Origin of the sequence: Microcoleus sp. PH2017_35_SFW_U_B, assembly GCF_020737865.1 — a bacterium.
Classification (GTDB): Bacteria; Cyanobacteriota; Cyanobacteriia; order Cyanobacteriales; family Microcoleaceae; genus Microcoleus.
Window position 1 is genome coordinate 24,440 of record NZ_JAEQDE010000070.1, and the last position, 17,118, is coordinate 41,557.

23 protein-coding genes and 1 tRNA gene are annotated in these 17,118 nt (G+C 46.0%); 9 read left to right on the forward strand and 15 right to left on the reverse strand.

The window, feature by feature from the left end:
* Positions 1 to 371 precede the first annotated feature (371 nt).
* From pyk to JGK36_RS19920, 3 genes are all read left to right on the forward strand, one after another.
* Complete coding sequence (pyk, locus tag JGK36_RS19910) at positions 372 to 2,159, forward strand: pyruvate kinase (RefSeq protein WP_293177597.1); 1,788 nt, start codon at positions 372 to 374, stop codon at positions 2,157 to 2,159.
* Between the two features lie 92 nt (positions 2,160 to 2,251).
* Positions 2,252 to 2,323: transfer RNA gene (locus JGK36_RS19915), tRNA-Thr, on the forward strand.
* 101 nt (positions 2,324 to 2,424) lie between these two features.
* The gene (locus JGK36_RS19920; RefSeq protein ID WP_293177600.1) at positions 2,425 to 2,577 is read left to right on the forward strand and encodes a hypothetical protein; all 153 of its coding nucleotides are present in this window, start codon (positions 2,425 to 2,427) and stop codon (positions 2,575 to 2,577) included.
* A gap of 259 nt (positions 2,578 to 2,836) precedes the next feature.
* Here JGK36_RS19920 and JGK36_RS19925 read toward each other — a convergent pair whose 3' ends face one another.
* From JGK36_RS19925 to JGK36_RS19955, 7 genes are all read right to left on the reverse strand, one after another.
* Positions 2,837 to 3,802 (reverse strand): hypothetical protein, encoded by a 966-nt coding sequence (locus tag JGK36_RS19925; protein ID WP_293177603.1) that lies wholly within the window; start codon positions 3,800 to 3,802, stop codon positions 2,837 to 2,839.
* A gap of 93 nt (positions 3,803 to 3,895) precedes the next feature.
* Entirely contained in the window at positions 3,896 to 4,036 is a 141-nt protein-coding gene (locus JGK36_RS19930) for a tyrosine-type recombinase/integrase (RefSeq protein WP_293177606.1), read from the reverse strand.
* Between the two features lie 113 nt (positions 4,037 to 4,149).
* Complete coding sequence (locus JGK36_RS19935) at positions 4,150 to 4,683, reverse strand: hypothetical protein (RefSeq protein ID WP_293177609.1); 534 nt, start codon at positions 4,681 to 4,683, stop codon at positions 4,150 to 4,152.
* Positions 4,684 to 4,726: 43 nt separating this feature from the next.
* Positions 4,727 to 7,231: a phage/plasmid primase, P4 family gene (locus JGK36_RS19940; RefSeq protein WP_293177612.1), complete on the reverse strand. Its 2,505-nt coding sequence runs from the start codon at positions 7,229 to 7,231 to the stop codon at positions 4,727 to 4,729.
* A 39-nt stretch (positions 7,232 to 7,270) separates the two neighbouring features.
* Positions 7,271 to 7,954, reverse strand: coding sequence for a hypothetical protein (locus JGK36_RS19945; RefSeq protein WP_293197556.1), 684 nt, complete (start codon positions 7,952 to 7,954; stop codon positions 7,271 to 7,273).
* A 375-nt stretch (positions 7,955 to 8,329) separates the two neighbouring features.
* The gene (locus JGK36_RS19950; RefSeq protein ID WP_293197558.1) at positions 8,330 to 8,746 is read right to left on the reverse strand and encodes a hypothetical protein; all 417 of its coding nucleotides are present in this window, start codon (positions 8,744 to 8,746) and stop codon (positions 8,330 to 8,332) included.
* 167 nt (positions 8,747 to 8,913) lie between these two features.
* A complete protein-coding gene (locus tag JGK36_RS19955; protein WP_293177620.1) occupies positions 8,914 to 9,036 on the reverse strand; it encodes a hypothetical protein in 123 nt (40 codons plus the stop codon).
* A 169-nt stretch (positions 9,037 to 9,205) separates the two neighbouring features.
* Between JGK36_RS19955 and JGK36_RS19960 the strand changes: the two genes are divergently transcribed.
* The 5 genes from JGK36_RS19960 (at position 9,206) to xerC (ending at position 12,999) form a co-directional block, all read left to right on the forward strand.
* The gene (locus JGK36_RS19960; RefSeq protein ID WP_293177626.1) at positions 9,206 to 9,487 is read left to right on the forward strand and encodes a helix-turn-helix transcriptional regulator; all 282 of its coding nucleotides are present in this window, start codon (positions 9,206 to 9,208) and stop codon (positions 9,485 to 9,487) included.
* 470 nt (positions 9,488 to 9,957) lie between these two features.
* The gene (locus JGK36_RS19965; protein ID WP_293177629.1) at positions 9,958 to 10,176 is read left to right on the forward strand and encodes a hypothetical protein; all 219 of its coding nucleotides are present in this window, start codon (positions 9,958 to 9,960) and stop codon (positions 10,174 to 10,176) included.
* A gap of 29 nt (positions 10,177 to 10,205) precedes the next feature.
* The gene (locus JGK36_RS19970; protein WP_293197560.1) at positions 10,206 to 10,979 is read left to right on the forward strand and encodes a hypothetical protein; all 774 of its coding nucleotides are present in this window, start codon (positions 10,206 to 10,208) and stop codon (positions 10,977 to 10,979) included.
* Between the two features lie 301 nt (positions 10,980 to 11,280).
* Entirely contained in the window at positions 11,281 to 11,841 is a 561-nt protein-coding gene (locus JGK36_RS19975; RefSeq protein WP_293197562.1) for a hypothetical protein, read from the forward strand.
* Between the two features lie 15 nt (positions 11,842 to 11,856).
* A complete protein-coding gene (xerC, locus tag JGK36_RS19980) occupies positions 11,857 to 12,999 on the forward strand; it encodes a tyrosine-type recombinase/integrase (protein ID WP_293197564.1) in 1,143 nt (380 codons plus the stop codon).
* Between the two features lie 194 nt (positions 13,000 to 13,193).
* Here xerC and JGK36_RS19985 read toward each other — a convergent pair whose 3' ends face one another.
* Both JGK36_RS19985 and JGK36_RS19990 read right to left on the reverse strand, forming a co-directional pair.
* A complete protein-coding gene (locus tag JGK36_RS19985) occupies positions 13,194 to 13,625 on the reverse strand; it encodes a hypothetical protein (protein ID WP_293177663.1) in 432 nt (143 codons plus the stop codon).
* Between the two features lie 12 nt (positions 13,626 to 13,637).
* Positions 13,638 to 13,841 (reverse strand): helix-turn-helix transcriptional regulator, encoded by a 204-nt coding sequence (locus JGK36_RS19990; protein ID WP_293177808.1) that lies wholly within the window; start codon positions 13,839 to 13,841, stop codon positions 13,638 to 13,640.
* Positions 13,842 to 14,035: 194 nt separating this feature from the next.
* On the opposite strand from JGK36_RS19990, the gene JGK36_RS19995 reads away from it, so the two are divergent.
* The gene (locus tag JGK36_RS19995) at positions 14,036 to 14,167 is read left to right on the forward strand and encodes a hypothetical protein (protein WP_293177666.1); all 132 of its coding nucleotides are present in this window, start codon (positions 14,036 to 14,038) and stop codon (positions 14,165 to 14,167) included.
* 66 nt (positions 14,168 to 14,233) lie between these two features.
* Here JGK36_RS19995 and JGK36_RS20000 read toward each other — a convergent pair whose 3' ends face one another.
* The 6 genes from JGK36_RS20000 to JGK36_RS20025 all read right to left on the reverse strand — a co-directional run bounded on the left by JGK36_RS20000 (position 14,234) and on the right by JGK36_RS20025 (position 17,045).
* Positions 14,234 to 14,998 carry a C39 family peptidase gene (locus JGK36_RS20000; protein WP_293177669.1) on the reverse strand — a complete coding sequence of 255 codons (765 nt, stop codon included), beginning with the start codon at positions 14,996 to 14,998 and terminating at the stop codon, positions 14,234 to 14,236.
* Between the two features lie 4 nt (positions 14,999 to 15,002).
* Positions 15,003 to 15,353 (reverse strand): Calx-beta domain-containing protein, encoded by a 351-nt coding sequence (locus JGK36_RS20005; RefSeq protein WP_293177672.1) that lies wholly within the window; start codon positions 15,351 to 15,353, stop codon positions 15,003 to 15,005.
* A gap of 169 nt (positions 15,354 to 15,522) precedes the next feature.
* Entirely contained in the window at positions 15,523 to 15,801 is a 279-nt protein-coding gene (locus tag JGK36_RS20010) for a hypothetical protein (protein ID WP_293177675.1), read from the reverse strand.
* A gap of 46 nt (positions 15,802 to 15,847) precedes the next feature.
* Positions 15,848 to 16,174, reverse strand: coding sequence for a hypothetical protein (locus JGK36_RS20015; protein ID WP_293177678.1), 327 nt, complete (start codon positions 16,172 to 16,174; stop codon positions 15,848 to 15,850).
* Between the two features lie 44 nt (positions 16,175 to 16,218).
* Positions 16,219 to 16,692 (reverse strand): hypothetical protein, encoded by a 474-nt coding sequence (locus tag JGK36_RS20020; RefSeq protein ID WP_293177681.1) that lies wholly within the window; start codon positions 16,690 to 16,692, stop codon positions 16,219 to 16,221.
* An 8-nt stretch (positions 16,693 to 16,700) separates the two neighbouring features.
* A complete protein-coding gene (locus JGK36_RS20025; protein WP_293177684.1) occupies positions 16,701 to 17,045 on the reverse strand; it encodes a hypothetical protein in 345 nt (114 codons plus the stop codon).
* Between the last annotated feature and the right edge of the window lie 73 nt (positions 17,046 to 17,118).

A 17,118-nucleotide genomic window follows, 5' to 3' on the forward strand; every position in this document is an offset into this window, starting at 1 on the left:
ATAGTAAAGTTTCGTGAAAAAACAGAGTCCGATCGCCAGACAGTTGCCTCTGCACAAGAAGCCAAGTATTGCTGCGGTGAAACGATCCCAATCCTCGATTAGCCGCATAGCAGAGCAGCTCAAGTCTAATAAATGGGTATATCTGTATTTATGTCAACCCTGGGAGCGGAAATATTTTCTAAAAAAGCCGATCGCCAAGAAAAGATTACCGATCGGTAAAAAGTCAGATATTCTATATATTGGTCAATGCCTGCTGTTTTGACGACTATCAAAATTTTTAAGACTTGAGACTAGCGTCATTGCTTGTACTGAAAGATGAAAAGTTAGCCGAAATTTAAACTAGAAATCCTCCAGCCACCCCATCTCAATTCATGCAACTGCCAAAAGCCCTACGCCGAACTAAAATTGTAGCCACCATTGGCCCAGCAACATCCGACCCAGAAGTGCTCCGCAACCTCATAGAAGCTGGCGCCACAACTTTGCGACTCAACTTTTCCCACGGAACAGAAGATGACCACCAGCGCAGCATTCGCTTAATCAGACAAACGTCCTTTGAACTCAACCAGCCGGTCGCCATCCTCCAAGACCTTCAAGGCCCAAAAATTCGTTTGGGGCGCTTTGAAACAGGCTCTATAGTTGTCAAAAACGGCGATCCTTTCATTTTGACCAGCCGCCCGGTAGCCGGCACAGAGCTGATTTCCTCCGTCACCTACGAACCCCTAGCTTCGGAAGTCCCAGAGGGAGCCGTAATTCTGCTCGACGACGGAAAAGTGGAAATGCGTGTGGAAAAAGTAGACCGCGGCGCGGGAGAATTGTACTGTCGCGTCGTTGTCGGCGGCCCGCTTTCCAACAACAAAGGCGTGAATTTTCCGGGCGTATACCTGTCAATTAAAGCGCTCACGGATAAAGACCGCAAAGATTTAATGTTTGGCCTCGACCAAGGTGTCGATTGGGTAGCCCTCAGCTTCGTGCGGAATCCCCAGGATATGCTCGAAATTAAAGAACTGATTGCCAGTGCGGGCAAGCAAGTACCGGTAATTGCTAAGATCGAAAAGCACGAGGCGATCGAACAAATGGAAGAAATTCTCGCCCTTTGCAACGGCGTGATGGTCGCCCGGGGCGATTTGGGCGTAGAACTCCCCGCCGAAGATGTGCCGATTTTGCAAAAGCGCTTGATTGCAACTTCCAACCGCATGGGGATTCCGGTGATTACCGCTACCCAGATGCTCGACAGCATGGTCAACAATCCCCGTCCTACCCGCGCCGAGATTTCCGACGTAGCCAACGCGATTCTGGACGGAACCGATGCGGTAATGCTCTCCAATGAAACAGCAGTCGGCAGTTTCCCCGTCGAAGCGGTGGCGACGATGGCGAGAATTGCAGTGCGGATGGAGAGGGAAGGAATTAGGGGCAATATTAGAAATGTAGAAGATGTTGGTCGATCGATCACCAACGGCATCAGCCAAGCAGTCAGCCAAATCTCCGAACAGTTAAACGCAGCGGCCATCATGACGCTGACCAAAACCGGCGCTACAGCCCGCAACGTCTCGAAATTCCGACCCAAAACACCGATTTTGGCCGTTACTCCCCACGTAGACGTAGCCCGACAACTGCAATTAGTATGGGGAGTCAAACCATTACTGGTGCTGGATTTGCCCTCAACAGGCCAAACATTTCAATCTGCCATTAATGTCGCCCAAGAAAAAGAGTTCCTGTGCGACGGAGATTTAGTAGTGATGACAGCCGGTACTCAGCAAGGGGTTGCCGGCTCGACGGATTTGATCAAAATTGAGGTAGTCACAGCCGTTTTAGGCAAAGGCACCGGTGTCGGTTTAGGATCTGTGAGCGGCATGGCCAGAGTTGCTCGCACTGCTGCGGATGTAGCCAATTTCCACGCAGGAGACATTTTAGTAGTAGAACGCACCAGCGCCGAGTTTGTGGAGATGATTCGCAAAGCCGCTGGTGTGGTAACGGAGGAGGAAAGTTTGACTTCTCACGCCGCGATTATCGGTTTGCGTTTGGGCGTGCCGGTGATGGTGGGTGTGGAGAATGCCATGCGGGTAATTCGGGACGGCACGATGCTGACGCTGGATATGCAGCGTGGCTTGGTTTATTCCGGTGCCCGCGGCGGCTCAACAGACGGAGAACTTGCGGTTTAACAAGTTATGAGTTTTGGGTTGTGGAGTTTTTCATGAAATTCTACAGCTCATTGCTTTTTTGTTGAATTTGTGCTATTATGCATAATCGTCTTGCCGATGTAGCTCAGTGGTAGAGTAATCGATTCGTAATCGATCGGTCGCGGGTTCAAATCCCGCCATCGGCTTTGGGTTTCAGCTATTTCGAGACAGGCAAAGCCACAACTTGGCTCAAATCTGGACTCAAAATAAGCTAAAAACACCCTCAAAAGCACCACAGAGGTCGGCAATGACAGGCATCAATTTGTCTTCATTGCCGGCCTCTCTGTTTTTCCGGCGGTGGTTGACGAATGTGGTGGATTACAGCGATTGTGGTGGCACTGTGGTGGCTGGAACTATTGATGGTGGTGGATGTGGTGGATGTGGTGGGTTTTTAAATTAAAAGTAAATATTTTTTAGATTTTAGATTTTAGATTTTAGATTTTAGATTTTATAAATTTATATTTTTAAATTTCATGGCATTTGCGCGCCACATCCACCACAAATCCCGGAAATGCGTTGATTGTGCCACCACAAATGCAAAAGCAGCCCATAGCTTATGGACTGCTCGTTGCCCCTTTATCAAGGGGGCAAATTTATACTGTGCATCCAGGAGATACTACAGCCACCTTGTCAAGCGGTGGCTGTAAAGTTTTGTCGCTTCAGCCTTCCAAAATCTCTAAAACAAAGTCTAAGTCTGCCAAGTCCGCCTTCGGCTCCTTCCGCTTAGTTTCCGACTTTTTCCACTTAGCTTTCAACTGGTTAAGCAAGTCGGCTGCATCTGGTAAATCTTTGCTGGCAGTGGCTGAATTTTGTTTCAAGTCGGTGAGTTGTGTCTCGACTTCTTCTCGATCGGCGCGCTCGGTCGCAACTTGCGACCGTAATTCTGTGATTTGTTTTTCGCGATCGGCTTTTATGTGGCTACTGGATTCTAGAAGTTTGACGTAGTCCGCCTTAGCACCCTCTAAATCTTGCTTTAATTTCCACTCACAATCCGCGCCATCTCGGACCAAAAGAGCTTGTGTCGCGATAGTTTCCCGCGCTGCTGCCAACTCCTCATTTAGAGATTGATTTTCCAATTCTAATCTCAAAAGAGTTACCTGTAAGTTACCTATAGCAGTCTGTAACTCATTATCTGTAGCCGTAGGCAATTCTTCAAAATTACCCGACTCGAACTTTCTCGGCAGTCCACTCCTCAAAGCTTCAGATTCTTGCAGCGCTTTCACCTGTAATTCTAAAGCCGTCAATCTGTCAGCGTCGCGGTTGTCTGTAACCGTATATGCAACTCCCTGGTTAGATGTATCTGTAACTTTGTCTGTAACCCGTGGTTGTGGGAAAGTATTCAGCGCCTCTGCAACCTCTTCAAGCTTTGCTGTGCTTAGCTCAGAGGTTTTGCCGATGTACTTTTTATGTAACTTGCCCGACATCTTTCTGTAACCATACCAATAGTCGCCCCCTTTGTTCGATTCCTTGCGGACTGTGTAGGGCTTGTTTGCCCCGACTGGCTCAAATCTGAAAGAGCCGATCGACTCCAACCATGTAGAACCTTTTGGAGAATCTAGCTCAATTACCTTGCCGTCCTCTGTCTTGATCGTCCCCTGCCCCTGCACTACCGATGGAATTGCCATAAGTTACCTAACCGTTACCTACAAGACTATGTAACTAATATAAGTAACTTTTAGGTAACTGTCAAGGATTACAGAAAAGTATTTTTAATCCTCTCAGAACCCTTGAAAACGCTGCGGTGCTAGCTGGGTGTAGCGGACTGTGTGGCTAATATTAGCGTGTCCCAGATAATCTTGAATCGCCCCGGTGTCTATCCCCTTGGCCGCCAAATAGTACCCGCAGCCGTGCCTCAACATATTAGTAGTTGATACTGAGTGCTAACAAGGTAGTCGTCTGGCGGTTAACTTTTTGTCACATCGTACCGTGGTGCTCATCGTCCCCTTAATAAGGGTGGTAAGTTTGTGCTGTGCTACCTACGTTTTAGTTTTTTGCGCCATTCTTTTTGTATGTCCACAATATACTGGTTTAGCCTTTCCTCAATTTGATGCCATCCAATAAGCTGAGCGTCGGGGTGTTCGCCGTGCTCATCCTCAAAAGCTTCTCGCAAATTCCTTATTAGCGGCTGGTCGAGCATATCTTCATCCCGCGTCCGCCCGCTGGCAGCTTTTCTAATTTGGCTCCTGATAACATCTGTGAATTCAGCAAGCATTTTTCCTATCCGCCGATCGCCCAGGCAAATTTGGATTTCTTCTGTTGTGAGAAATCCGGCCGGAAACAATAGCGTTGTTTTTTTAAAAAGTCTGCCTGGGCTGAATTTGGACTGGCCTGGGATAAATTTTGATTCTGACTGGATGAAAGAAGCTATCCCCATGCTTCTCCATCCCAGCCTGTCTTCTACAAGGTCGAATTCATCCACAAGATCGCCTACTCTGCACTGAAGATAATAAGTTTCCCCCATCAGATTTTCCCACTGACCAAGAATTTCGTCTCGTGTTTTTGTCATTATGTTTACTCCTTTATGTTGGTCATTAGTCGTTAGTCAACACCTATTGACCAAGATCTAGCTCTTGTTGTTTGGTTTCCATGATTGCCATAAATTTCCGTGCCTGCTCGGCGGTGAATAGATTTTTCGATACCCAGCTAACCTCTCCCCACGTCCAACGGCTTTGCAAGGGCACAAAATCCTTGTGGCAGTTTGCGATCGCCATTGCCTTCAATAATTGATTGCGACAGGCAAGCGCTTTGTTTTTTCGGGTTTCACGTGAATCGGTTGTGGCGCTGGGAAATTTCCCCCAGTCTGGATCTGCTGGTGGTGTAGGAAGTGGTGTAGACACCGGTGTTTCAGGTGTAGACACCGGTGTTTCAGGTGTAGACACCGGTATTTCTCCGCTAATTAATCCACCACATTCGTCAAATTCCGATCGCAGTTTTAAATTTTCAAAGAACGCACACACCCTATCTTTGGCGTGGCGGACATTGAGTTTTAACTGATTTACAAATAAGTCGTTTGCCAGCATTATAAAGCGTTTGAGACTCAATAAATGTGTACCTGTGGTAGCGCAAAATTCTGCATAAGAAGCATACATCCATGAGGAGATATTAAGGTAGGAATTACTACTGCCACCGTTGTTTTTCTGGGCAACGCCAACCTGCAAGCGTGTCCCTTGTTCGTAAATCAAGTGTTGGTCTGCCCAGTCGGCAATCGGATTTGTCGCCACGATCGCTTGCATAGCAATCCTCCTGTATCCAGTAACCATTTTTTCCGTCTTCTTAAGATACTTTTCTGCCGTTTCTTTTCCAGTATTTAATACCCAATTTAGTAATCCTGGTAGGTAACTTACGAACTCTCCTACCATTTCCCCATTGACTTCTTCTATCAAGCTACGTTGATTTTCGACGCTAACCTTGTTATCGAAGGGTACGGTAATTCGACGCCGTTCAAGCGCAATATAATCTTGAGCTTGGATTGGTTCGTTGCAGGCGATGATTACCTTACATTCGGGATGAAATCCCTCTTTAGATTGTAAGAATTTTTCTTCGTAGGGTATAGAATCGCCACCAGTTAAGGCTTTTAGGGTTTCTACTGTGCCACCGTACCTGTCTGAGTCTGTTATTAGTACCAGCCGCTTATCCATTAAAGATGCAGTCTCGAAATTGCCTTCTAATTTTTTAAGTTTAGTGATGTGTGTGTTTCTGTCCCCTACGATTGCTGTTGCCAATTTCATGAAGGTAGACTTACCGGAACCGCTGGGACCGAGTATTTCGAGGTAACGGTGAATGTCGGTGCGACCGTGAACGATTGAATACAGGAAGCTTCTCAGTAATTCCAGTAAGGAATTATTTCCTTTCGTGACTTCCAGTAGCCAGTCAGTAATCGGTTTGCAATCGGCTTTAGGCTCGTAATTATAGGGAAGTTGCCAAGTTAGTTTGTAGTCCGGTGAGTGTGGTGACAATTTTAGGGTTGTTAGGTCTATCACTCCGTTTTTGGCAGGCAATAAATTTCTAGTTGAATCCCACTTCTTTACGGCTAAAAAAGCCTTCATTAGCTTAAGGATTCCTGCTAAGTATGAGGCACTGTGTTCAAGACCTCTAGCGCTTAATTCCATGCTGATTAAGCGGCTGATAAAATCTTCCTCTTCATTGCTCCAGCAGCCATCTATTTCGGCTCCGTACCGGTACCACCTCTTGTAAGTGGGTCGCCATGCCAGTTTATTTTGGTAGGCTTCAGCGATCGCCTTTGCGATGATGCTCTGCTTGGGCATCTTCTTTTCTTTGACTTCTGGCTCGTCGGTTTCGCCGGAATTTGCGATCGCCTCTTTGACTTTCTTGGTCGGCTTCAGCCACTCGTCAAAGTCCACCACCGCGGACTGCCGATCAAACTTCTCAACTCCTATGTTTACAATCGCATCATCAATCCCTTTCCCCCATTCCAGGGGCCAAAGCCTTATCTTGACCGTGCAGCCGACTTTCTTCAGCGATTTGCCAAATGCGATCGCCGCAGCCCTGACATTTTTATTTTCAATGATGTCGGAATCGTAAGCTATTTCGATAATTCGCCCCTCTCTGCCAACTGCTGCCATCGTAGGGGTTAGCTGTCCGCTGCGGCCGTAAGTCGCCATATCCACGCCGCTCAGTGCAATTGTGGGCATGGTGGTATGAAGCATAGAAGATGTTGATTTTTTGCCGCCTTCGGCAACCCTCACTGGTATGGAGATATCGTTAACTACTTCCTGCCAATCAATCCCCGGCACAGGCAAGCAGGAAGCATCGTATTTGCCCTTGCCGTCCGCCCCTTTTTGGCTCAGGTATTTAGCTTTGCTCCCATCAGGAAAAGTGATGCCACCGTCGGGCTTGAATTGGCCAATGCCTGTTGATTTGCCTGTGACTGGATCTATCCCTTCGTAGAGCCATCCGGGCGGCCCTTGATAAGCTAGCCACCCCAAAAATGCGGCGATTTCTTTGGGGTCGGAAACTGAGCGAAAAATAGACTCGGCTATTTCTTTAGAAATGCCAGATTTTGCGAATTCTTGTAGATGTTTATCTGTTAGCATGATACAATGTAGTTACTTTTTTTTGAAAATTTAAGACCTTTAAAGCAATCGCTCTCCGATTGCTTTTTTTTTGCCACCTAAAACTGCGCCAGTTTGTAGCCACTTCTTGGTCTCAGGATCTAACTCCTTAGCATCAGAGGCAATTTGTCTCTTTAGGGCCTCTAGTCGTTGCTGTGCTTGGCGCAGGGCATCTGTACGCTCTGCAACTTCCGCCTCCCAGAATTTGACTTTAGTTTCGAGATTAGGTTGCGATTCAAGCCATTCAGTTATAGGCTCCCAAAGCTTTTTAGCCCATTTTTGAGGCAAAAAGGTGCAGTGCAAAAGTTCTGCACTGGTGCCAGAAAAATCAAATAGGATGGCTCTTCTCGCTGTTTCTATTTCTTCGACTGTACGAGCCTCAAAAATTATATTTCCGTTCTCGTCCTCGCACATTCGCTTTTTTGATCTATCCCATTTGACGAAGGTTTTTTTCAAGAAAAAGCGCCTATCGATTTCCTGGAAAATAAGATATAAGCCGGGTTCCAATTCCTCGCTTTCCGAGATAAACGTACCGACTAAAGAGTAGCCAGTAGATACTGATTTGTCTATCTCCTTGATGGATTTGATCCACTGCTTGCCGACTGATTCGTTGTCCTCTAACTTTTCTACTGCTTCAAGAAGCCGATAAAGTATTTCATTGAGTTTCATTTTCTTGGTTGCTTGCTGCTGTTTGACAAAAGCCAAATATTCGTGTTGCTAGTGTGCCGCACTTTCCCCTCAGTCTCAAGTAGCTTGAGCCAGCCCCAGACTGTTCTGATTCCGATCGATTCGGGTTTGAAATGGTGAATTATTTGTGAGATTGTTGCACTCTTGTTTATCTCAAGAAAATTCATAATCTTGGCTCTACGAATGCCATCGCGCAAAATCTTCGCTTCAGTAGCCGCGACCGCGCAGGCACTGCGGGAACTTGTTCGGGTCGGGTCTGGGCTTCATAGTTTTGGCTAATCAAGGGCTAATTCTTCTCTTTCGTATCTATTAGGAATGAAAATTAAATAACTTACATTTTTGATTGTTCTTGTGGGACGCCCATCCCACAAATATGTGTAAATTATTTAATTTCTATTCCTTAGCTCTCTCCAAGCAGTTAATACAGGTCGGCACTACATCTGCTTCCGCCTGGACGATTTTTTGGAGCGTATCCATCTCGTAATTGGGCAAATTCACCGGCATCAGATCGTGCATTGTCTTCCTGTCGCAATTGGGGCAGAAGTAATAGCCGCCTGTCCCTTCTGGATTTGAAGCCGTATCAAGGCCCAGATCGAAATCGTCGGAAATAATGTCGGTTGCAAGCTCGCACAGGGTCTGAGGGGATAAATGTCGCAGCATGGCGATCGCCATGTTTAACTGAGGGGGGTGAACTCCGTGCCTGGGTAGCACGATGCAGAGTTGGGTGTGAGATCTGTCAATCGCCACCACCGCATTCAGAGCCAATGCCATCTTTTCGTGGTGGTTTAGGCTCGCGATGAAAGGCTCCATCTGAGCGAAAATCTCTGCGTCCTGGGCTGCGATGATTTTCATCTGTTCGTCGAAGTCGTCGTCGTCGAAGTTTGGGAGATCCATTTTTTGGTGGTGAGGTAAGTAAGCGGCGGAGGCGCCGCAGAGAAAGATATGCGTTACGGAGAGTCTGTTTGTTGCGCGTTGGATTACATTCGTACCTCCTGCTGCTGGAACTGCCGACCCCCACCCCTTTCTGGTGGCCGATCGGGCGACGGGTAAAATCCGCTACCAATAGCCAGCCAGATAATTAGCGGTAAGAGAGTTTTCATGTCGATCGAGATACCGGGGATTGTGGGGTTGGCTCAGGATTTGGCGCTAGGCGGAATCGCTGAGAGAATAGGGGTGGCGAAAGGGCTGAGGTTCCAGTTCAAGCCTGATCGCTGGTTGTTTATAGGTTAAGTCAAGTTGGCTAGCCAATTTGGCTTGTAATTTGATATTATGGCAGAAAAGGAGAAAAGTAAACCTTCACCCAGGAAAATTACTGTGTTGCGACAATTGCGAGAGCGCGCAGGGTTAAGCAGGGAGCAGTTAGTAGCTAGGCTACACAATCGAATTTCATTGAGAACCTTGCAGCGCTGGGAAAATCTAGGCAATGAGCCGGCTATGACTCGTGTAGATTGGCTGAACCTCTGTGAGGCCCTGAATGTTCGGTGGGAGGATCTACCTGTATCGTTGTCAGGCTTTGTGGAAGCTGAGCAGTCTAGTTTAATTGCTGTATAGCTATGTCGGGATGCCTCTGTGGTGTCCCGATTATTTTTGCCTTCATATAAAGCCAAAATGACCAGCCATTTTGTCCTATTAATGCTACAATCAGCTTACAAGCCAAAACGAGCACCGCCCAAACCCCTGAGAGATAGCAGCCTCAGATACCTGAAAGATCTGCTACGACGGTGCTTACAAGGCTTTAATCAAACCCTGATTGGGTGACACTCGGAAAGGAACAAGGGCTAGCTTACTGATTGACTGCCTGAATAATTGCCCTAAAAAGTAAGACTTGCTGGTTCGATGCCAGTTTGGTGGGCTGGTGACAGCCGGAAAGACGGCGACCTCTTTTCACTCTTACAAATTTACTAGCGTTGATCTAACAATACTTCGGACAGTTTTTCTATGGCCCAATGACTTATCCTCTATGACTTTGAGCCACTGTGGATAATTAAATCAAAGTCATGTCCACCCCTGACTTGAAAATCATGTTTAGAAATAGAAAAGTTCACGTAGATCAATCGCAATCCACGATCGGAGTTGACCGTATTACCAATATCAACACAGTCAGGATTGCTGGGAAAGTAGTTAATCACGGCCCTACCAGCGAAATTACAGAAGGTGTAGACCTTTCTGAAGAATCGATCGAATCGATCGGGATTGGCTTCAGCAAAAATGTATGGGTAAACGGTAAGCGTGTCTGTTAACTAACTAACTAATACTGGTGACACCTACCATGTTAAAACTTACTGACAAAAGTGGCGTAACAGCCCGGAGAGACGGGCCTACAATTCCCCTTAGCAAATCAATGCAAGTCACTCTCGAATACAAAACAGCCGTATCAGTAAAGGTAGAAATGTTCAAGCTCAATTTCCCCGACCTCAGACTACCCACTGAAAACGCCGAATCCCTGATCGACGAGCTAATTTCTCGATCGATTTGCGAACTCAAGCACATGGTAGATTTCCTCGCCAAATCCTTCACCACCTCCCTGTCAGCCCCGAAAAGAAATTCCAAAGTTTCCTTATCTCGTTGGGTGGCTAAAGTTCTTTCCGAAGCAGTTGAGATTGAGCCTGTCGCCGAAGAAATACCGCTTGAATCTGTTCAGCCAGAAATTGTTGAACCCGAGATTTATGATATTTGCCTTTTGAGCGATAAATCGGCCTCTAAGTATCGCACCACTCAAATTCCTCCCTGCTTGATCGACGGCGGTAACCTGTATCACAAGAGCTTGTTGTCCTCCCATCCCGGAAGAATCATCTACTATCAAGTACCCTCCGAGCACCTTTCTAATATTCAGTGCGTCGGCTGTGATACTACCGAAATTGAATTGCTTTGCGAAGCTTTATCCGTTTCCAGGCACACTATTTGCGGTATCCCACCTAGATATCTAATCACCAAAGAGGGAGGGGTTTATGAGCGAATGCAGCGTGAGTTAATTTCTCGAAATTCTGTTGTTAGATACTTCCAAGTTTTGTCTGAGTATCTGTCGAATATTGCTGTCGTCTAGTCGGTTTCACGCACAAATCTTTCGATCATCCGCATATCCACAAGTCTAAGCAATGCTTGGGCGAGATTTCTGCGGGCAAAATTCACCACCGAACATTGAAAAAGGAATAGAAAAAGGAATAGAAAAAGGAAAAAGTGCAAACCGGAACTTAAAACCATCTGGCACGTACAACTCACTCTTGATTTGCCCCAATTTAGTATTGAATCCAAAATGAAGGGACGCAAATTCGCGGATGGCAAGGCAAAACTTGCCGAGCTGACCTTGAAATTTGGTAGCAACTTTTAGTAAGAAATATAGGCTTGTGGAAATGAATCCCGATCGCACGTTCATAATTTCAGTCCGCCCAAAATGGGCGGAACTTTTCTTTGATTCCAGTAACAGGAAGAGTGTCGAGCTCAGAAAGGCTGGGTTTAGTCGCCTTCTTCTCCCCGGCGACACAATTGTAATTTATGCCACGCTACCAGTTGGGGAAGCAATTGGGGTAGTGGTTATCAGTAAATGTGAATGCAAGACGCCACAAATTTTGTGGCAATCGACGAATCAAGGGCACTTAGCCAAAGTTACGCCAAGTGAATTTGACGCTTATTACCAGGATGCGAAAGCCGCAATGGCAATTTGGGTAGAAAAACCCAAATTATTTGAACAGCCGGTTCCGCTCGCTAAACTTCGTCAAAACTGGGGATCTAACTGGCAACCACCGCAACGGATTCAGAAGTTGAGCCCTAAGCAAGTAGCAGATCTATCTGAGATTGAGTACCCACCGCTAACTGTATGCCCAAGGTGCGAAGGATGCGGGTGTGATTACTGCGACTTTGATGGATTTTACGACCCTAATGACAAAGACCCCGACGGCACAAACTAGCATCAAGGACGGTTAATGAGGACTTCTAAAAATTCAATTAGAGTTTGCGTTCGGGGGCAAACTCTTTCTTTGGTATTGCCTCGGATTTATTGCAGAAGTGTCAAGAGAATTGCTTTAGGCATTTCCGATAACCCAGAAAATCGAAAATTTGCCGAGTTAAAAGCCAAGCAAATTGAAATTGACTTCTTAAGTGGCTCGTTCGATATCACTCTAGAAAAATATAGGCAAAAAGAGCCGACGCCTGCTGCCCAGGCTAAGAGTTTGACGCTGCCAGAGATTTACGAAAAATACGTTGACTCTCGCAAAAAAAATGTATCTCCGACCACGTGGAAAGGGTATCAAGGTCATTTAAAGCAACTCATTTCTTGCCCTTATCAGCTTCCCGAAGAAGCCTTAAAAATTAGGGATTGGGCGGTGGAAAACAAGCCCACGGACACCGCGAGGCGACTGCTGGTGCAGGCTAATGCTGCTTGCGAATGGGCAGTCGAGCGAAATATTCTGAGAGTAAATCCATTTTATGGAAAGTGCAAAATAAAGAGCAAAAAGTCTAAGCTCAAAATCAACCCATTTATTCTGGCGGAAAAAGACGCAATACTCCAAGCTTTTGCAGGATCTAGTAAGTTCAGTTATTTGGCGCCACTTATCAAATTTTTCTTCCTGACCGGATGTCGTACCAGTGAAGCGATCGCGCTTCAGTGGAAGCATATAAAATCAGATTGCAGTTCAATCAGCTTCGAGGAGGCGATCGTGTTCGGTGTCGGCGGCGCCATAAGGAAAAAAGGGACAAAGCAATCGGAAGGACGCGAATTTCCCTGCAATTCCCAGCTCAGAGCTTTGCTGTTGGCCATCAAGCCCGAAAATGCGATTGCTAATACCTCTGTCTTTCTTCGTCCAGGTGGCTCACCGATCAGCCGCCAAGACCTGCGTACCGCCTGGTACGGCAAGGGAAAAGATGAGGGAGTGGTCAAACTACTTGTCCGAGATGGTGTACTGGAGACCTATAGACCCCAGTACAACACGAGGCACACTTTCATATCGCAATGTCTCGAAGCGGGAATCGCACCTACCCAAGTAGCTAAGTGGGTGGGAAATTCAGCCGAGATCATTTTCCGCAATTATGCGGGGATAATTAATAAAAAATCAGTTCCGGAATTCTAAAAAAGGCAGCCGACATGAACAAAACAACGTTTGACAAAATCCGTGAAAATTCTGCTACGCTTCACAAAATTTACGGTAATGGTAAGTACGAAAATTATGAACTTTTTGACGAACCATTTAAGTTAGCAATCGAAGTCCTGTATCTATTGCTATATAAGAAGTCGTGCAGTCAGGCTTCTGTTTTTACCTTCTCTTCATCTGGAAGCGCCGCCACCGCATCCGAGAATAATACAAGCTTCCCGGGCTGAGGATTTGCGCCACAATTGCCGAATACCCTTCCGCCTTGATTCCATATACGCTTCCCGGGTTTTCCGCCTCCTACTACGGTGTGCATCAATCCAGAGCGGACTGACTCGAACTATTGCGCCCCACTCTCCTTGCGGTGACTGCTTGCACAGTATCAAACTGTTGACAAACGCTTCATTACCTTGATCCTTTAAGGTTTTAGCCGCTTTGTGAATTGCTACTAAATCTTGAACATCAAGATAAGTGGCATCTACCAAAATTCCATCAAAAGGATCGGCGGGCCAGAATTCCTTCTTGAAATTAGCTGTTGCTTCATTGGCGTACAGTGCCTCAATTCTGCGCTGGTATGCGAGTGTTTTGTCGTCAGATGAATTGGTCATTGTTCCTCTTTTTTAACTATCAACAGAGGCTTTACTCTCAAACGCTTCAATTAAATCGTCAAGAGAACAATCATAAATTTGCATCATTTTTTTAATTAAAGATGGTGCCATACGAGGTGTTCTTCCCGTTTCCCAACTACTTAGCGTAGCCGGGCGAATACCAAGCGCCCTTGCAGCCTGTTCTTGAGTCATGTTCAGTCTTTTTCTTAGATACACGGCGGTTAATCGTTCTTGTTTTTCGGTATTGCCATAGTATAGTAAAATATTCGCAACACGCAAGACGTGTAACGAATATTCCCGGTAGACGACTTAGCGACAGGCCTGGAATCCAAGTTAGGTCTGCCGCCTTCCTTCAAATATCGCCCGTAGTCGCCGCAAAAACTAGATAATTTACCTAAGGTAGAAGTCACATGGTTGGCCAGCCCCAATCAAAGTCGATCGCCCTCACACAAGCAATTGCTCAAATGGCCGCAGATTGGGCGCTCACGCCGTGTGTCGGTGCAAAATTTTTGGAACGGCTGGCAGAAAGAGCCGTTAGATAGGAGAGAGCATAGGCAGCGCAAAGATGCTCAAAAAAGAGCTAGAAAAAGCAGCGATCGAAGACTAGCCTAGGCGGAAATGTGGTGTACCCAAAACTGCCCATCCGGCATACAAGTGCGGCGAATCAGATCGTAAGAATAATGCAAGTACGCGCCGCTGACAGTTGTGTCGTAGCCCGTGGGGAACCATTCGCCATAGGGGTCATGGACGAGAAATCCGTTTTTGTCGTAGCCAGCGGCAACTAAAATGTGACCGAAAGATGTGAAGTAACCGTGAAAGACACACGGATTCCCACTGGCCAAATGCTTCTGACAGCCTTCTATCGTCGCCCACTCAGTAAATCTATCCTGAGATCCGTAATCTCTAACGATCCTCGCTAAATCTTGGGGGCTGTGGCGGCTATAACCGTGGTCAATCGCATATTGGTAGAGCTCATCTTCATATTGCCCCGTCTTTTTGCGCCGGGGAACCTTCAAAAAGTCCAGGCACATCGCGATGGAAGTAACGTTACAGGAACCTGTAGGGTTGTAAAAGTTGTCTAGTTGCGATCGATAAAAAACGTTCAGTCTGACGGACTCCGGTAAATTATTTTTTGTATAGCGGGCGTCAGAGGTATTCTGCACTTTGCAGTGTCCTTCGTATACGAAAAAGATTCCCGGTCTGTTCGCGGACTGGGGGAACAGAAGCCGCCAGTGATTTCGGTCTCGATCGCACGAAATTAGCTCATATTCCGTTCCTGGATTAAGCGGAATCTTCTCGCTGACATCTAAATTCTCAGATTGAAGCGGGCGGGATTTTAAAAGTGTGGGGTGCGTGATAGTTATTTTTATCATTTAATTAGGTATCCATATCAAAAATCTTGACCACCGCCACATTCGGATATTCTAATTGCCCTGCGTATCCATAATGGGTTTGAGGAATTCTCACCAATTGAATGGTGAACTCTTTTTGAAAATCAGGCTGATTGTTGCGGTGGGTTTGAATGTCAAAATTTACCTGTCGCTCTCCCGGCAAAAATTTTATTTCTTTTTCCAAGCGGTCGTAATCTACACCTGCTTTTGCGGTTTTATTAGAAGTAGAAATCATCACGGTTTCGGCAAGGGAAGCATCCCCCTTTCGGAGTACGGCGCCACGAACCTTGCTTCCTTCAGCTACCAAGAATTCCTTGCTGCTTAGCATAAAAGCCATATTTTTTTACCTCTGAAAAGGGGACGGCACGCATAGGCTGACGAACGAAGCCATAGAGCCCAGCGACAACGACAGCAATGATGTTGGTGTTTCTTTTTGGGCAAGCGCAAGGAATACTAGCGTGATGCTACTAAAAATAAAAATAAATCCAACCGCCCCAGCGGCAATCTTACCTGTCATCGATCCTATTGCACCCCTGAAAAAAAACGCTGCGGTATTCTCCGGATATTTGTAGCCTTTGATATCCGGGTACGTTATTTTCTATAAAGCAAATTAAGTGATTTTGCTCAATCACTACTCTGTCAATTTCGTGATAAAACTCTCGCCGCAAATTCCATTCAATTTGTTTTTTATAGTAGCTGAAAAACCACCAAAGTCCAGCACTTACTGGAGTTGCCAGCCCAAGGGACAATCCTATTATTTCTGTGGTAATAGTTATTGTTGCCATATGTATTAAAAATTAATAATCAAGGGGGTGCGAACCCCCAATAAATCTAGACTACCGGAGGCTGATTGAATGGGCTATCCGCCATACTCCGAAGGCCTGGAGCAAAGTCCGGCAACGCATCAATAACGTTTTGAAATTGCGCCAAATCCGCAGATGCAGACTCTTGTGCTGTAGCAATTTTATCGGCAATTGCTTGGAATTTTTGCGAGGTTGGATCGTCGCCGACAGCTTGTTCAAGTTGGCTCGTGACTTCTACAAGCGCCGCAATTAATTCGTAAGCATATGCAACTCTTTCTGCCGAGCGTTTGCATACATTGTAGATTTCGATCTGACCATCCGCTAGTCTGTTCGTTACTTCAGTTAAGTTGCTCATTTTTGTAATTTAGAAGATTGTTTTTTTGCTACGATTTCCACAATTTATGGTACAGGAATATTAGGCAAACTGTCAAGCTTATTGATAATCTTTTGAAAATCAATTTCGCTCAATTTCAAGTCGATTTCTGCCTCAGAAATTGGCGTTCCCGGAGGTGGTACAAAAGCTTCTAGCGAAACATAAAAAATTGGTTCGGCGTAGTTACCTTTTCGGTATCTACGCTCTAACTTGCACTCATACCCCGCTGGAACTAACCCCGCATATTCCAGTGGATCGGGAATTGGCAGGTAGAAGATGATTGAGTGAATTTGGGGGTATATTCGGTGGGCAATCTCAACTTGCTTTTCGCGAAGAACCCCAAATTCCCATACCCGACGAAACCACAAAATGCTAAATATGTTTTCGGGGTTTCCAGTAGAAACAAATTGAAATCGAAATACACTGGCGCTGCCAGCATCGCTTGGGAATGGCAGCCATAAATCAAATTGAGGTGTTACTTCCCCTAGCGAAGCCCACATTTCATCACCTAAGAATTAATAGGCATTTCAGTGTCAGTTGGTGCTGGCGGTAGTTTGCGCCAAACATTGTAATTACCTAAAGTATTGCCTTCCTTATCCCTGTATTTTTGGTTGGAGACAATAATTTTGTGAGAAGCGGCTTTGCCCATCGGATCGGGCCAGCCAGCATCGTCGCGCCAGATGATCAAATCCTCTAGGTTTACTTCTAGTCCAAAAGCATTCATCACATAATCTTTAGCTTCCTGCTTTTTGGCATCACAAAATGCCTTGAAAATTGGTGTAGCCTCAATCCCTGCCTGAGTTGGCAGGGCTGGCTCACCTGTTTTGGTGTCCGTTGCTTTTAGTATGTCCATTGTGGTTTCCCTTTACTGTTGTCAAAATTTTTGCCTAATTTTTACCTGGAGATTTGAGGGTCGGAATCTCCAG

Coding starts and splice junctions, on each gene's coding strand:
- JGK36_RS20020 (WP_293177681.1), bottom strand. CDS start 16,692: ATGTGGGCTTCGCTAGGGGAAGTAACACCTCAATTTGATTTATGGCTG.
- JGK36_RS19960 (WP_293177626.1), top strand. CDS start 9,206: ATGGCAGAAAAGGAGAAAAGTAAACCTTCACCCAGGAAAATTACTGTG.
- JGK36_RS19950 (WP_293197558.1), bottom strand. CDS start 8,746: ATGGAGCCTTTCATCGCGAGCCTAAACCACCACGAAAAGATGGCATTG.
- JGK36_RS19970 (WP_293197560.1), top strand. CDS start 10,206: ATGTTAAAACTTACTGACAAAAGTGGCGTAACAGCCCGGAGAGACGGG.
- JGK36_RS19935 (WP_293177609.1), bottom strand. CDS start 4,683: ATGACAAAAACACGAGACGAAATTCTTGGTCAGTGGGAAAATCTGATG.
- JGK36_RS19940 (WP_293177612.1), bottom strand. CDS start 7,231: ATGCTAACAGATAAACATCTACAAGAATTCGCAAAATCTGGCATTTCT.
- pyk (WP_293177597.1), top strand. CDS start 372: ATGCAACTGCCAAAAGCCCTACGCCGAACTAAAATTGTAGCCACCATT.
- xerC (WP_293197564.1), top strand. CDS start 11,857: ATGAGGACTTCTAAAAATTCAATTAGAGTTTGCGTTCGGGGGCAAACT.
- JGK36_RS19995 (WP_293177666.1), top strand. CDS start 14,036: ATGGTTGGCCAGCCCCAATCAAAGTCGATCGCCCTCACACAAGCAATT.
- JGK36_RS20000 (WP_293177669.1), bottom strand. CDS start 14,998: ATGATAAAAATAACTATCACGCACCCCACACTTTTAAAATCCCGCCCG.
- JGK36_RS19930 (WP_293177606.1), bottom strand. CDS start 4,036: ATGTTGAGGCACGGCTGCGGGTACTATTTGGCGGCCAAGGGGATAGAC.
- JGK36_RS19955 (WP_293177620.1), bottom strand. CDS start 9,036: ATGAAAACTCTCTTACCGCTAATTATCTGGCTGGCTATTGGTAGCGGA.
- JGK36_RS19965 (WP_293177629.1), top strand. CDS start 9,958: ATGTTTAGAAATAGAAAAGTTCACGTAGATCAATCGCAATCCACGATC.
- JGK36_RS19925 (WP_293177603.1), bottom strand. CDS start 3,802: ATGGCAATTCCATCGGTAGTGCAGGGGCAGGGGACGATCAAGACAGAG.
- JGK36_RS20025 (WP_293177684.1), bottom strand. CDS start 17,045: ATGGACATACTAAAAGCAACGGACACCAAAACAGGTGAGCCAGCCCTG.
- JGK36_RS19985 (WP_293177663.1), bottom strand. CDS start 13,625: ATGACCAATTCATCTGACGACAAAACACTCGCATACCAGCGCAGAATT.
- JGK36_RS20015 (WP_293177678.1), bottom strand. CDS start 16,174: ATGAGCAACTTAACTGAAGTAACGAACAGACTAGCGGATGGTCAGATC.
- JGK36_RS19920 (WP_293177600.1), top strand. CDS start 2,425: ATGACAGGCATCAATTTGTCTTCATTGCCGGCCTCTCTGTTTTTCCGG.
- JGK36_RS20010 (WP_293177675.1), bottom strand. CDS start 15,801: ATGGCAACAATAACTATTACCACAGAAATAATAGGATTGTCCCTTGGG.
- JGK36_RS20005 (WP_293177672.1), bottom strand. CDS start 15,353: ATGGCTTTTATGCTAAGCAGCAAGGAATTCTTGGTAGCTGAAGGAAGC.